Raw genomic sequence first — 13,235 nt, forward strand, 5'->3', positions numbered from 1 at the left:
GTAGAATGCCGCCACACAGACGCGGGATGGAGCAGTCTGGTAGCTCGTCGGGCTCATAACCCGAAGGTCGTCGGTTCAAATCCGGCTCCCGCAACCAAACATCAAAAAAGGCTACTCGAAAGAGTGGCCTTTTTTGTGTCCGTTGAAAAAATCCTTTCGCAACAATGATCTGTCACTGTGCCGCGAGCCGTTCGGGATCGCCAGACTGTGAGTTCAAAAGCAGAATGAACCACAGGCGCAAGCCTCTACGACTGATGACGCGTCATTACCGGCGCCCGGTGAGAGGCGTTAATATTTGTAATTATTTTTTTCCGCAGGGATTGGTAACTTGGCTGGATACCCCCATCCTGTCGCGCACAATCCAAGAGGTGATTGATGCGCGCCAACTCGTCTGATTCACAAGACACCGTCACAGCGATACAACCGATCAAAGCCGAGCGTTTGCGCTTGCTGGATCGAATCAGCAAATACCGTCAACCCATCGGTCTGGCAATCACATTGCTCTTGTTCGCCATCGCGCTGATTGCCTGTCGTCAGCTGCTGAGCGAACTCGATCTGGACGCGTTGCACGACTCGATTCTGCAAGTGCCGAAACCGGCCTTGCTGGGCGCGCTCGGCGCGACCATTGTCGGTTTCATCATTCTGCTGGGTTACGAATGGTCGGCCAGCCGTTATGCCGGCGTGACGCTGGCCCCGCGAATATTGGCGCTGGGCGGCTTCACCGCATTTGCCATTGGCAATGCCATCGGCCTGTCGCTGCTGTCAGGCGGCTCGGTTCGCTACCGTTTATATGCACGTCATGGTGTGGGGGCTTCGGAAGTCGCGCGCATGACCTTGTTTGCCAGCCTCTCGCTTGGCTGCGCCCTCCCGCCCCTGGCTGCCCTCGCCACCCTCAGCAACCTGCCCGCCGCCTCCGTGGCCCTGGGTTTCTCCGAGACGTTGCTGGGTGCGATTGCAGTGGCCGTGCTGCTGCTCTCAACAGTGCTGGCCATTGGCGTTTATCGCCGCCGCTTGCCGGAACAGCCTTACCCCGACAACCTGCTGGTCAAGGTCGGCCGGCGCACCTTACGCCTGCCGGGTCGCCGCCTGACATTCCTGCAATTGGTCATCACCGCCCTGGACGTGGCCGCTGCCGCGACCGTGCTCTATTTGTTGCTGCCCGAAGCGCCGCCCTTTGGTGCGTTCCTGCTGGTTTATCTATTGGCCTTGGCCGCTGGCGTACTCAGCCATGTACCGGGCGGTGTCGGTGTATTCGAAGCGATTTTGCTCGCGGCCTTCGCCGACAAACTCGGCGCCGCGCCACTGGCCGCCGCCCTGCTGCTCTACCGCCTGATCTACGTGGTGTTGCCGTTGCTGGTGGCGTGCGTACTGCTGCTGGTCAACGAAGGCCAACGCCTGTTTCAATCGCGCGCTGCATCGGGCATGGCCGCGCCGATTCTGGCGGTGCTGGTGTTCCTGTCCGGCGTGGTGCTGCTGTTTTCCGGCGTGACGCCGGAGATCGATACCCGTCTTGAACACATCGGCTTTCTGATCCCGCATCGCTTGGTCGACGCCTCGCACTTTGGCGCCAGTCTGGTGGGTGTGCTTTGCCTGCTGCTGGCTCAGGGATTGCGTCGCCGCCTGTCAGCCGCCTGGATGCTGACCACCATTCTGCTGTTGGTCGGCGCCCTGCTCTCTCTGCTTAAAGGCTTCGACTGGGAAGAGGCTTGCCTGATGACCCTGACGGCGAGTTTGCTGGGGGTTTTCCGGCGTTCGTTCTATCGCCCCAGTCGCCTGACCGAAGTGCCGTTTTCGCCGCTGTACCTGGTGGCCAGCCTTTGCGTACTCGGCGCGTCGACCTGGTTGCTGCTGTTCGCCTATCAGGACGTTCCCTACAGCCATCAACTCTGGTGGCAGTTCACCCTCGATGCCGACGCCCCACGTGGCCTGCGCTCGCTGCTCGGCGCCGCGGTGTTGCTGGTCGTGGTGTCCCTGACCTGGCTGCTGCGCACCGCACGCCCGGTGATCCATCTGCCAACGCCCGATGAACTGGACCGCGCCGTAAAGATTCTCATGGCCTCCTCCCAACCGGATGGCGGCCTGGCGCTGACCGGTGACAAGGCGCTGCTGTTTCACCCCAACGAAGAGGCGTTTCTGATGTACGCCCGCCGTGGTCGCAGCCTGGTGGCCTTGTACGACCCGATCGGCCCGAGCCAGCAACGGGCGGAAATGATCTGGCAGTTCCGCGACCTCTGCGATATCCACCATGCCCGCCCCGTGTTCTATCAAGTCCGCGCGGAGAATTTGCCGTACTACATGGACATCGGCCTGACCGCCATCAAGCTCGGCGAAGAAGCGCGGGTCGATCTGCATTGCTTTGATCTCGAAGCCAAGGGCAAAGAGATGAAAGACCTGCGCTACACCTGGAACCGCGGCACCCGTGACGGCCTGTCGCTGGAGATCCATGAACCGGGGCAAGCGCCGATGGATGAACTCAAGGTGATTTCCGACGCCTGGCTGACCGGCAAGAACGTGCGCGAGAAAGGTTTCTCGCTGGGGCGTTTCAGTGAGGACTACCTCAAGCACTTCCGTATCGCGGTGATTCGTTTCGAAGGGCGCCCGGTGGCGTTCGCCAACCTGCTTGAGACCTACAGTCATGAACTGGCCAGCCTCGACCTGATGCGCGCACACCCCGACGCGCCCAAGCTGACCATGGAGTTCATGATGGTCGGCCTGATTCAACATTATAAAAATCATGGATACGCGCGCTTCAGCCTGGGCATGGTGCCGTTGTCGGGGTTGCAACCCCGGCGCGGCGCACCACTGACCCAGCGCTTGGGCTCGATGGTATTCCGCCGTGGTGAGCAGCTGTACAACTTCCAAGGTTTGCGCCGCTTCAAAGACAAATTCCAGCCCGACTGGGAACCCCGCTATATGGCCGTGCCCGCCGGACTCGATCCGCTGGTTGCCCTGGCCGACACTGCCGCCCTGATTGCAGGTGGCTTGACTGGATTGGTGAAACGCTGATGATTCAACGCTCCCTGCGGTACGTACTGGCCACACTGGTAGTGCTGGCCCTGATGATCGGTGGCGGTTACTGGTACCTCAAACGCCCGGTACCAGAATCGACCCTCGAACTGCTGGCGCCGGCCGATGGCGCCGCGATGACCCGCGTCATCCCCGGCAACACGCCGCGCGCCCAGGTGCTGGTGGCGGTCAATGAAGACCAGAAGCTCAGCGACAAACAATTGCTGACCCTGAGCCGCAGCGGCTCGGCGCAGATCGTCCAGGTGATCCTGCCCAAGGACTGCATCCTGCAAGGTCGCGCCCTGCAGGCAGGCCTCAGGCAACTCAAAGGCCCGGCAACCCTGGTCAGCGGCATTGGCCCTGGCGCCGTGCTGGCGTGGCGCTGGCTGGCCGAGCAGAAAGACGACAAGGCCCAGGCCATTTCGGTTGACCTGGCCCTGGAAAAGCCCGGCTGCACGCACCTGCTACCCAAAACTGCCGCCCATGGCCATTGGCTGGTGGCCTGGAACGACAACCCGGACGACACCAGCGCCGGCTTCGTGCGTGACCAGCCCAATGCCGAAACCAGCATCAGCGACTACGACATCAACCTGCCGCAAGTACTGAACAACGAACTGCGCAAAATTCTCGTCGGTGGCGATAAAGCCGCCGGTGGCCTGCAGATCCCGGTGGTCGAAGTCCCGGCCGGCCAGGCCAGGGACACCGTCACCCTGTTCCTTTCCGGCGACGGCGGCTGGCGCGACCTGGACCGTGATGTAGCCGGCGAAATGGCCAAGATCGGCTACCCGGTGGTCGGCATCGACACCCTGCGCTACTACTGGCAGCACAAAAGCCCGGAACAAAGCGCGCTGGACCTGACCGAACTGATGCAGCACTACCGGCAGAAATGGGGCACCAAGCGCTTCATCCTGACCGGTTACTCGTTCGGCGCCGACGTACTGCCCGCCCTCTACAACCGCCTGCCGGAAGCCGAACAGCAGCGCGTCGACGCAATCATCCTGCTGGCCTTCGCCCGCACCGGCAGCTTCGAAATCGAAGTCGAAGGCTGGCTCGGCAACGCCGGCAAAGAAGCCGCCACCGGCCCTGAAATGGCCAAGCTGCCCGCCGCGAAAGTGGTATGCATTTACGGTGAAGAAGAAGTCGACGAAAGCGGCTGCACCGACAAGACCGCCGTGGGCGAAGCGATGAAACTGCCTGGCGGCCATCACTTCGACGAGAACTACCCGGCGTTGGCCCGGCGTTTGGTGGATGTGATCGAGAAGCGTCAAGCGAAGGAGACGGCGGCTCAGGAGTGATCTGAGTCCCGCCTACGAAAAAGCCCCCGCGGCCTTGAGGTTGCGGGGGCTTTTTTACATGAACAAACATGAAGTGCTATCAGCGAGCCTGACTTCATCTCGATGCTCTGTGATTCCAAGGCTAAAGCTGAACATCTATCCACGTTACGTCGTCTTCAACAGCGATAAAGTCGCCATCTGGAGCAGCCAGCAAGCTGCTTTGCTGAGACTCCGTTAACTCCGCCCAAAAGCCATCGGTTACGAACACCAGTCGCTCACCGACGGCCAATTGATGAAAGACAAAGTCAGGGTCCGGGGCACGATTAACCTTCAGGCACCGGGTTACCCTGTTTCGAGCCGGATCTTGCGCCAGCTCACAGTGCGAACGGTCGCGCCTCCAATTGGCCTTGCAGTGAGGCGGCGTAATCCACTTGATGGTGCCTGCCGGTGTCACTACACCGCACGAACAGTCCCCCTCATACGCAAGCGTGAGCTTCCCATGAGCAGCAAAACCGATCAGGTAACACGTAGTCCCTGTCTGCTGCGCATACAAAGTGGGGTGAAGCTCGGCCAGCACTGAGCCAAGTACTTGCTCAACTGCTCCATGCTCAGTGATATCACCCTCCCGATCCATGTGTTTCGGGTAGGCCGCTAAAACACCTTTTACGAAACATTCAGCCAGTTGGCCACTGCCGGGCTTCGACGTACCGTCCGTGATGACGAATAGCCCTGTGTCGCCGTCGCACAAAGCTCCAGCACAGTCATGATTGGCTTTCCTGGTCCGTCCGATGACTGACCTGGTCGTGTATCTCATGCGTTGCCCAGATCCTTCATGCGCATGTGGATGATTCGCCCTCTACCTGGATTAGCCTGCACCGAGCCCGAGCTTTCAATCACGTAGTCGATACCACTGAGCACCGTGAGTTTTCGAATTCCAGTCGTGATGAAGTCCTTGAGCTCAGGCTCAGCCTGGCGAACTTCTTCCAAAAGCTCTGTACGACCATCAATCAAGATGATGATGTCTTCGACGTCTTTGTGGTACGGGTCGCCCTCACCGCGACCGCTAAAGGCCTCTAGCTTCGTCGCAAGAAAGTAGGTCGGTTTGAATATCTGGATGACCGTACCGCTGGGCAATGTAAATTTATCAGCCCTCGACAGCCCCTCCACGAACCAACGGTTGGCATATCCGAGAACTTCGGGGTCAGAAGGCATCACGTCAACGACGACGTCGTTGAAGCGGAAACGACAGTTGACGTCATCCTCACCGGTGATCTTGAAGTTCTTGGCCGCCAGCCGTTCTGTGAGGTGTTGCCAGGCGCTAATGCCTGCCAGCTCGATCACCAAGTCAACATCATCGGTGAAACGAATGTCATCCAGCACAGCAGCATCAGTGACCAGCATGGCTGTGGTGCAACCGCCGACAAAGGCAACCTCAGCAAGAAACGCCTCCCCCAAGCCGTCTGCAACAAACTCTATGAGCTCATAGTTGTGATCAGCATTTGATGACATGTTATTTCAGCCCCATCCCTGCTTTTAGAATGCCAACCGCCACACCACACTCTCGCGGGCCGCCAAGACGGATCGCATCAACAAGCGCTAGATAGTGGTAAAGGATTCTGTCTTTCTTCACCGCTTCTGGCACAGTTTTGTAGAGCGGCTCTATCGCCTGACCCCGCTCAGTTCCGAGTGCATCAGGCCAAACCGGAATCAGTCCGCCAGCGCTCTTGATGCTTTTGGACAGCGCGGGTGCGGCGAAACCTGTTGGAATACCTCGAACCATTGCGCCCGGCCTCACGGGGAAAAAGTATTTCAGAGCGTGCTCGGTGATTTTCAGCAGCTCTCGCCGATTAACTTTCGCAAGCCCGGTGTCGTAGTCATTAATAAGCATTCCGGACTCACGACACCTGGCTATAGAGTTTGAAATCTCGCTTTTGCTTAGCCCAAGGGACGCAGACAACGCACGCAACGAGTAACCTTCACTCCAACTCGCCAGCGACGGAGAAGATACAGGCTCCAGCCACCCTTCCCACCCATCCTCGTCGCCCAGAGGTGAGTCGAACTCCTGGCGGTGGAATACAGTTTCTTCATCATCAGCGGGGTAGGTGACTAGCGGCTGCCCCACTCGCCCTCCAGCCGTCATTCGATTTATTTGCTGGGGCTTCAACAATTCCTCAACCATGCTCGAATTCGACTCAAGCTCCATCTTCCCAAAAAGATTTTCTTCTTGGGCATGTAGGCTAGCCATCTTGAATAAAAGCAAAATGTCTTGACTCTTCATGAAGCTAAAAACTCCGAGTGTCCACATTTCATAAAACGTGGACACTTGTCTCATTGAAAATATCGATCCGTCAAGCCCATCCGATATTTATCAGGTTTCACCGGGAACCTGCCCCGCCGCGTTTAGTTTTGTTTGCTTCAAGGTGTCGCAATATCGGATGACACCCGCAGACCTTGTAGGCAAACTCCGAATCGTCCTTTTTGGGCACTTTGATGCCTTGTTGGGCTTTTCTTCGACGGGATACTCTCCGGACGTCGCTGACCATTCAGTGATCGGGCTTGGAAACCCGTCGAACCAAATCGCACCAGCGCCCTATCATGACTGCAGAGTTTTTTACGACTGCAATCCTGAGTTATGGCGGCTGTGCGTGGGACGCCTTTGGGCGTGCCGGTTCCTTGGTTCCCGGTTTTCCAACCTGCGTACAGCCGCCACCTATTCGCTTGGAAACGAAAGTGTCGGCTCCTCGAACCTTGGAGTAACACAATGACGAAAACAGATACGTCCGCGATTTCAGAACTAAAAACCATCGGCCTCACCCCGCTCATCTACTGCTCCGATCAGGCGTTGTTCAACGTCCGCGCCGGCGTCCCCATCGTTGATGCCTTGTCGCAAGCTTCCGACCTGTTGTTCCTCCCCAAATCATTTACCGAGGATGCAGCCTACATAAAAGACACCGACCGCCACGCCTGGGCCGCGCATTACCTGACGGCGATGAGTAAGGCAGTGATTGATGATGTGGTGAAGGTGCTAACACCGCGACCTGCCCGGACAAAGGCTGAATCTGAAGAAGCGCTGCCTGGAAGCCAGTAAAGATGCCAACACCGCAGATCCTCTGTGGGAGCTGTGGCGAGGGGGCTTGCCCCCGTTTGAGTGCGTAGCACTCACAAAATTTTTGGTACATCAGAGATTCAGGGGCTGCTTCGCAGCCCAACGGGGGCAAGCCCCCTCGCCACAGCCCGCTCCCACAAGGGATCTCCTTGACTCCAAAAAAAATGGACACAAAAAAGCCCCCGCTACCTTCATGGCAACGGGGGCTTTTTCATGTGGCTTACATCTCTACCTGAGTACCCAACTCAATCACCCGATTCAACGGCAAATTGAAGAAGCGCAAATTGCCGTTGGCATTTTTCAACATGAAGGCGAACAGCGTCTCGCGCCAGCGGGCCATGCCTTCGAGTTTGGAGGCGATGACCGTCTCACGACTGAGGAAGTAAGTGGTGCGCATCGGGCTGAAATCCAGGTTATCCAGATGGCACAGTTTCAAGGCTTCTGGCACGTCCGGCTCGTCGGTGAAACCGAAGTGCAGGATCACCCGGAAAAAGCCCTCGCCGTAGGAATCGACTTCGAAACGCCGTTGCGGCGGGACGCGCGGGATGTCTTCGTACACCACCGTCAGCAGCACCACTTGCTCGTGCAGCACCTGGTTATGCAGCAGGTTATGCAACAGCGCGTGAGGCACGGCATCCGGGCGAGCGGTGAGAAAAATGGCCGTGCCCTGGACCCGATGCGGCGGTTGCACGCGGATGCTGCTGATGAAGATCGGCAGCGGCAACCCGCCTTCGTCCATTCGCTCCACCAGCAGTTGCTTGCCGCGTTTCCAGGTGGTCATCAACACGAACAGTGCGATACCGGCAATCACCGGGAACGCACCGCCCTGGACAATTTTCGGCACGTTGGCGGCGAAGTACAGACCGTCCACCAACAGGAAACCCAGCAACACCGGGACCGCAAGAATCGGTGGCCACTTCCACAACAGCAACATGACCGCCGACACCAGGATAGTGGTCATCAGCATCGTGCCAGTCACCGCCACGCCGTAGGCCGAGGCCAGGGCGCCGGAGGACTCGAAGCCCAGCACCAATAAAATGACACCAATCATCAATGCCCAGTTCACCGCGCCGATATAGATCTGGCCTTGCTCGGCACTGGACGTGTGCTGAATGTGCATACGCGGGATGTAGCCGAGTTGGATCGCCTGACGAGTCAGCGAGAACGCGCCGGAAATGACCGCTTGCGAGGCAATCACCGTGGCCATCGTCGACAATCCCACCAAGGGGATCAACGCCCAGTTTGGCGCCAGCAGATAGAACGGGTTGCGGGCGGCTTCCGGATCACCGAGCAGCAACGCGCCCTGGCCGAAGTAGTTCAGCACCAGAGCCGGCAGCACCAGAATGAACCAGGCCCGGGCGATCGGCTTGCGACCGAAGTGGCCCATGTCGGCGTACAACGCCTCGGCACCGGTCAAGGCCAGCACCACGGCGCCAAGAATCGCGATCCCCATGCCCGGGTGGACCATGAAGAAGCGTACGCCCCACACCGGATTCATCGCCTGCAACACTTCCGGATGCTGGCTGATGCCATACACGCCCAGCGCGCCCAGCACCACAAACCAGGTGACCATGATCGGCCCGAACAGAATGCCGATCCGCGCCGTACCGTGACGCTGAATCAAAAACAGCGCCACCAGCACGATCAACGACAGCGGAACCACCCAATGGTCGATGCCCTCGAATGCCAGCCCAAGGCCTTCAATCGCCGACAGCACGGATATCGCCGGTGTGATCATGCTGTCGCCATAGAACAGCGCCGCACCGATCAGCCCGCAGACCACCAGCAAGGTACGCAACTTCGCATGCCCCGCCGCCGCTCGCCGCGCCAGCGCGGTCAAGGCCATGATCCCGCCCTCGCCCTGGTTGTCGGCACGCAGCACAAACATCATGTATTTGATGGAGACGACCCAGATCAGCGACCAGAAGATCAGCGCCAGAATGCCCAGCACGCCGTCATGGTTGACGGGCACGCCATAGTCACCGGAAAACACTTCTTTGAGGGTATACAGCGGGCTTGTGCCGATATCGCCATAAACCACCCCGACTGCTGCGACCAGCATACCGATCGGCTTCGCCGCCGAATGCTCGCTGGCCGCCACCTGACTACTTGCCTGCCCCATCCAAAAACTCCTACTGCTCAGACTCGGACTTCTTATAAGAAGCACATGCTTTGTGGCGCAGCATGCGCTGTTTTACTTGTTGTTACAGACGTTTTATTGACTACAGAGAATCGCTAAAGCCTAAAGGCGCGAAGCATAGCGCAGCACTCGTCGTATTTCCCTGCATAAAGCTGGTCAAGTGCGCGTCTCATCGCTAGAATTGCGCACTTTTTGACCAGAGACGCAACATAGCGTCCGTCTGTCGCCTTGCCGTCTTCGGCTGGAGGCGTCACAAATACCGAGGTTAGACATGTCCACCACTCCTGCGCCGGCCAATCCAAAAGTTGGCTTCGTATCCCTGGGTTGCCCGAAAGCACTGGTCGACTCCGAGCGCATCCTTACCCAGCTGCGCATGGAAGGCTATGACGTTGTGTCCACCTACCAGGACGCCGACGTCGTGGTGGTCAACACTTGCGGCTTCATCGATTCGGCCAAGGCTGAGTCTTTGGAAGTGATCGGCGAAGCCATCAAGGAAAACGGCAAGGTCATCGTGACCGGCTGCATGGGCGTCGAAGAAGGCAACATTCGCAACGTGCACCCAAGCGTGCTGGCCGTGACCGGTCCGCAGCAGTACGAGCAAGTGGTCAATGCCGTGCACGATGTAGTGCCGCCGCGTCAGGATCACAACCCGCTGATCGACCTGGTGCCGCCGCAAGGGATCAAACTGACTCCGCGCCATTACGCCTACCTGAAGATTTCCGAAGGCTGCAACCACAGCTGCAGCTTCTGCATCATCCCCTCGATGCGCGGCAAACTGGTCAGCCGCCCGGTCGGTGACGTGCTCGACGAAGCCCAGCGCCTGGTCAAATCCGGCGTCAAAGAGCTGTTGGTGATTTCCCAGGACACCAGCGCCTACGGCGTCGACGTGAAATATCGCACCGGCTTCTGGAACGGCGCGCCGGTGAAAACCCGCATGACCGAACTCTGCGAAGCCCTCAGCACTCTCGGTGTCTGGGTGCGTCTGCACTACGTTTACCCATACCCCCACGTCGACGAGCTGATCCCGCTGATGGCCGCCGGGAAAATCCTGCCGTACCTGGACATTCCGTTCCAGCACGCCAGCCCGAAAGTCCTCAAAGCCATGAAACGCCCGGCCTTCGAAGACAAAACCCTGGCCCGCATCAAGAACTGGCGCGAAATCTGTCCGGACCTGATCATCCGTTCGACCTTCATCGTCGGCTTCCCTGGCGAAACCGAAGAAGACTTCCAGTACCTGCTGAACTGGCTGACCGAAGCGCAACTGGACCGCGTTGGCTGCTTCCAGTACTCGCCGGTCGAAGGCGCACCGGCCAACCTGCTGGACGCGGCCATTGTGCCGGACGACGTCAAGCAAGACCGTTGGGACCGCTTCATGGCGCACCAGCAGGCCATCAGCTCGGCACGTCTGCAAATGCGCATTGGCCGTGAAATCGAAGTGCTGGTCGATGAAGTCGACGAGCAAGGCGCGGTTGGCCGCTGCTTCTTCGATGCCCCGGAGATCGACGGCAACGTGTTCATCGACAACGGCAGCAACTTGAAGCCAGGCGACAAAGTCTGGTGCAAAGTGACCGACGCCGACGAATACGACCTGTGGGCTGAACAGATCTAAACGCAAAAAATAAAAGAAGCCCCGATCTCTTGACGAGATGCGGGGCTTTTTTACGTCTATCGTTTTGTGAGAGAAAGAACTCGCGTCATTTCACGCAAGAGAGGCCCGCGGGCATGCGCCAACACTCGGTCATTCACACACCGAAACAGAGCGACTACGAAGAACTCACCCAAGTGTGGGAAGCCTCGGTGCGCGCCACCCATGACTTTCTGCCCGACAGTTACATCGAACTGCTGAAGAATCTGGTGCTGACCCGCTACCTCGACGCGGTGATGCTGATCTGCACCAAAGACTCACGCCAACGCATCACCGGGTTCGCCGGTGTGGCGGCGGGCAAGATCGAAATGCTCTTCATCGACCCAACGCATCGCGGCAAAGGCCTGGGCAAGCAATTGCTGCGTTATGCCCTGGAACACCTGAATGCCGACGAGCTGGACGTCAACGAACAGAACCCGCAGGCGTTGGGGTTTTACTTCAAACAGGGTTTTGAGGTGATCGGACGCTCGGAAGTCGATGGCATGGGGCAGCCCTATCCGTTGTTGCACATGCGTTTGCGTCAGTCTCAACAATTGACGCGCAATGGCTGACGCACCATAGAACAAATGTGGGAGCTGGCTTGCCTGCGATTGCATCACCTCGATGCAACTGACATACCCCGTTGTCTGCATCGCAGGCAAGCCAACTCCCACAAAAAAGCCGCACGGCGCAAATGGAGCCGGGATTAACCGGCGCCCAGCAGGTACAATGCCCACCCCTTTTTTGTTACGGCCCTGTCATGACTGACCCGATTCGTCTCTCCAAACGCCTCATCGAACTCGTCGGCTGTTCCCGTCGGGAGGCTGAGCTGTTCATCGAGGGCGGCTGGGTCACCGTGGACGGCGAAGTCATCGATGAGCCGCAGTTCAAGGTCGACACCCAGAAAGTCGAGCTCGATCCCGAAGCCAAGGCCACAGCGCCGGAGCCGGTGACCATCCTGTTCAATGTCCCTGCGGGCATGGATGCGGACACGGCCATGGCGACTATCAGCGCCGAGACCCTGAGCGAAGAACACCGCTTCGGCAAACGCCCGCTCAAGGGCCACTTCCTGCGCCTGACTGCCAGCACCGATCTGCAGGCCAATGCCAGCGGTCTGCTGGTATTCACCCAGGACTGGAAAATCCTGCGCAAACTCACCGCCGACTCCGCCAAGATCGAGCAAGAGTATGTGGTCGAGGTTGAAGGCGACATGGTGGCTCACGGCCTCAACCGCCTGAACCACGGCCTGACCTACAAGGGCAAGGAACTGCCGCCGGTCAAAGCCAGCTGGCAGAACGAAAACCGCCTGCGCTTTGCGATGAAGAACCCACAACCGGGCGTGATTGCCCTGTTCTGCCAGGCCGTCGGCCTGAAGGTCGTCGCCATCCGCCGCATCCGCATTGGCGGCGTGTCCATCGGCAAAGTGCCTTTGGGGCAATGGCGCTACCTGTCCGGCAAAGAAAAGTTCTAAGACTTTTCCCGCCGCCCTACATTTCGGCGCCGCTAGTTATGCGGGGCGCCCACTGCTGAATATCAGGATTGCACACCATGATTCATAACGACGTACTGCGCAGCGTGCGCTACATGCTCGACATCAGCGACAAGAAAGTCATCGAGATCATCAAGCTCGGCGGCATGGACGTGTCCATGGAAGACCTGCGGGCGTACCTCGACAAGAAAGAGGAAGACGAGGAAGGCTTCGTGCGCTGCCCGGACGAAGTCATGGCGCATTTCCTCGATGGCCTGGTGATCTTCAAGCGCGGCAAGGACGAAAGCCGTCCACCGCAGCCGATCGAAGTGCCGGTGACCAACAACATCATCCTGAAAAAACTGCGTGTGGCCTTCGAACTGAAGGAAGACGACATGCACGCGATTCTCAAGGCGGCCGAGTTCCCGGTGTCCAAGCCAGAGCTGAGCGCACTGTTCCGCAAATTCGGCCACACCAACTACCGTGCGTGCGGCGATCAGTTGCTGCGCAACTTCCTCAAGGGACTCACTCTTCGAGTGAGAGCGTAAAGCAGCTGCAGGCTACAAGCCGCAAGCGGATAGTGTCTAGCTTGTAGCTTGTAGCTGGGCCGTATGGCC

11 protein-coding genes and 1 tRNA gene are annotated in these 13,235 nt (G+C 58.7%); 8 read left to right on the top strand and 4 right to left on the bottom strand.

The genetic code is table 11. The features are described 5' to 3' along the window. Positions 1 to 20 precede the first annotated feature (20 nt). The 3 genes from BZL43_RS06950 to BZL43_RS06960 all read left to right on the top strand — a co-directional run bounded on the left by BZL43_RS06950 (position 21) and on the right by BZL43_RS06960 (position 4,301). Positions 21 to 97 (top strand) — tRNA-Met (locus tag BZL43_RS06950). A 278-nt stretch (positions 98 to 375) separates the two neighbouring features. Next, complete coding sequence (mprF, locus tag BZL43_RS06955; RefSeq protein ID WP_095631622.1) at positions 376 to 3,006, top strand: bifunctional lysylphosphatidylglycerol flippase/synthetase MprF; 2,631 nt, start codon at positions 376 to 378, stop codon at positions 3,004 to 3,006. Further along, positions 3,006 to 4,301 carry a virulence factor family protein gene (locus BZL43_RS06960; protein WP_095631623.1) on the top strand — a complete coding sequence of 432 codons (1,296 nt, stop codon included), beginning with the start codon at positions 3,006 to 3,008 and terminating at the stop codon, positions 4,299 to 4,301. The genes mprF and BZL43_RS06960 overlap by 1 nt, the downstream gene beginning before the upstream one ends. Positions 4,302 to 4,422: 121 nt before the next feature. On the opposite strand, the gene BZL43_RS06965 is transcribed toward BZL43_RS06960, so the two are convergent. The 3 genes from BZL43_RS06965 to BZL43_RS06975 are packed head-to-tail and all read right to left on the bottom strand — an operon-like array spanning position 4,423 to position 6,558. After that, complete coding sequence (locus BZL43_RS06965; RefSeq protein ID WP_095631624.1) at positions 4,423 to 5,094, bottom strand: PP2C family serine/threonine-protein phosphatase; 672 nt, start codon at positions 5,092 to 5,094, stop codon at positions 4,423 to 4,425. Then, positions 5,091 to 5,789, bottom strand: coding sequence for a hypothetical protein (locus BZL43_RS06970; RefSeq protein ID WP_095631625.1), 699 nt, complete (start codon positions 5,787 to 5,789; stop codon positions 5,091 to 5,093). The genes BZL43_RS06965 and BZL43_RS06970 overlap by 4 nt, the downstream gene beginning before the upstream one ends. A gap of 1 nt (position 5,790) precedes the next feature. After that, entirely contained in the window at positions 5,791 to 6,558 is a 768-nt protein-coding gene (locus tag BZL43_RS06975) for a MarR family transcriptional regulator (RefSeq protein WP_095631740.1), read from the bottom strand. A gap of 483 nt (positions 6,559 to 7,041) precedes the next feature. Here BZL43_RS06975 and BZL43_RS06980 point away from each other — a divergent pair, with 483 nt between their 5' ends. Next, entirely contained in the window at positions 7,042 to 7,368 is a 327-nt protein-coding gene (locus BZL43_RS06980) for a DUF3077 domain-containing protein (protein WP_095631626.1), read from the top strand. Between the two features lie 238 nt (positions 7,369 to 7,606). On the opposite strand, the gene BZL43_RS06985 is transcribed toward BZL43_RS06980, so the two are convergent. Next, positions 7,607 to 9,508 carry a potassium transporter Kup gene (locus BZL43_RS06985; RefSeq protein WP_095631627.1) on the bottom strand — a complete coding sequence of 634 codons (1,902 nt, stop codon included), beginning with the start codon at positions 9,506 to 9,508 and terminating at the stop codon, positions 7,607 to 7,609. A 289-nt stretch (positions 9,509 to 9,797) separates the two neighbouring features. Here BZL43_RS06985 and rimO point away from each other — a divergent pair, with 289 nt between their 5' ends. The 4 genes from rimO to BZL43_RS07010 all read left to right on the top strand — a co-directional run bounded on the left by rimO (position 9,798) and on the right by BZL43_RS07010 (position 13,166). Further along, the gene (gene rimO, locus BZL43_RS06990) at positions 9,798 to 11,135 is read left to right on the top strand and encodes a 30S ribosomal protein S12 methylthiotransferase RimO (RefSeq protein ID WP_095631628.1); all 1,338 of its coding nucleotides are present in this window, start codon (positions 9,798 to 9,800) and stop codon (positions 11,133 to 11,135) included. 113 nt (positions 11,136 to 11,248) lie between these two features. Then, positions 11,249 to 11,722, top strand: coding sequence for an acetyltransferase (locus BZL43_RS06995; protein ID WP_095631629.1), 474 nt, complete (start codon positions 11,249 to 11,251; stop codon positions 11,720 to 11,722). A gap of 188 nt (positions 11,723 to 11,910) precedes the next feature. Then, positions 11,911 to 12,621, top strand: a complete 711-nt coding sequence (locus BZL43_RS07005; RefSeq protein ID WP_095631631.1) for an rRNA pseudouridine synthase — start codon at positions 11,911 to 11,913, stop codon at positions 12,619 to 12,621. 77 nt (positions 12,622 to 12,698) lie between these two features. Beyond that, entirely contained in the window at positions 12,699 to 13,166 is a 468-nt protein-coding gene (locus BZL43_RS07010; RefSeq protein WP_095631632.1) for a DUF1456 family protein, read from the top strand. Positions 13,167 to 13,235 lie beyond the last annotated feature (69 nt).

It is taken from the genome of Pseudomonas sp. PICF141 (assembly GCF_002286815.1).
In the GTDB taxonomy this organism is placed as follows: Bacteria; Pseudomonadota; Gammaproteobacteria; order Pseudomonadales; family Pseudomonadaceae; genus Aquipseudomonas.

Coding starts and splice junctions, on each gene's coding strand:
- mprF (WP_095631622.1), top strand. CDS start 376: ATGCGCGCCAACTCGTCTGATTCACAAGACACCGTCACAGCGATACAA.
- BZL43_RS06970 (WP_095631625.1), bottom strand. CDS start 5,789: ATGTCATCAAATGCTGATCACAACTATGAGCTCATAGAGTTTGTTGCA.
- rimO (WP_095631628.1), top strand. CDS start 9,798: ATGTCCACCACTCCTGCGCCGGCCAATCCAAAAGTTGGCTTCGTATCC.
- BZL43_RS06965 (WP_095631624.1), bottom strand. CDS start 5,094: ATGAGATACACGACCAGGTCAGTCATCGGACGGACCAGGAAAGCCAAT.
- BZL43_RS06960 (WP_095631623.1), top strand. CDS start 3,006: ATGATTCAACGCTCCCTGCGGTACGTACTGGCCACACTGGTAGTGCTG.
- BZL43_RS07005 (WP_095631631.1), top strand. CDS start 11,911: ATGACTGACCCGATTCGTCTCTCCAAACGCCTCATCGAACTCGTCGGC.
- BZL43_RS06995 (WP_095631629.1), top strand. CDS start 11,249: ATGCGCCAACACTCGGTCATTCACACACCGAAACAGAGCGACTACGAA.
- BZL43_RS06980 (WP_095631626.1), top strand. CDS start 7,042: ATGACGAAAACAGATACGTCCGCGATTTCAGAACTAAAAACCATCGGC.
- BZL43_RS06985 (WP_095631627.1), bottom strand. CDS start 9,508: ATGGGGCAGGCAAGTAGTCAGGTGGCGGCCAGCGAGCATTCGGCGGCG.
- BZL43_RS07010 (WP_095631632.1), top strand. CDS start 12,699: ATGATTCATAACGACGTACTGCGCAGCGTGCGCTACATGCTCGACATC.
- BZL43_RS06975 (WP_095631740.1), bottom strand. CDS start 6,558: ATGAAGAGTCAAGACATTTTGCTTTTATTCAAGATGGCTAGCCTACAT.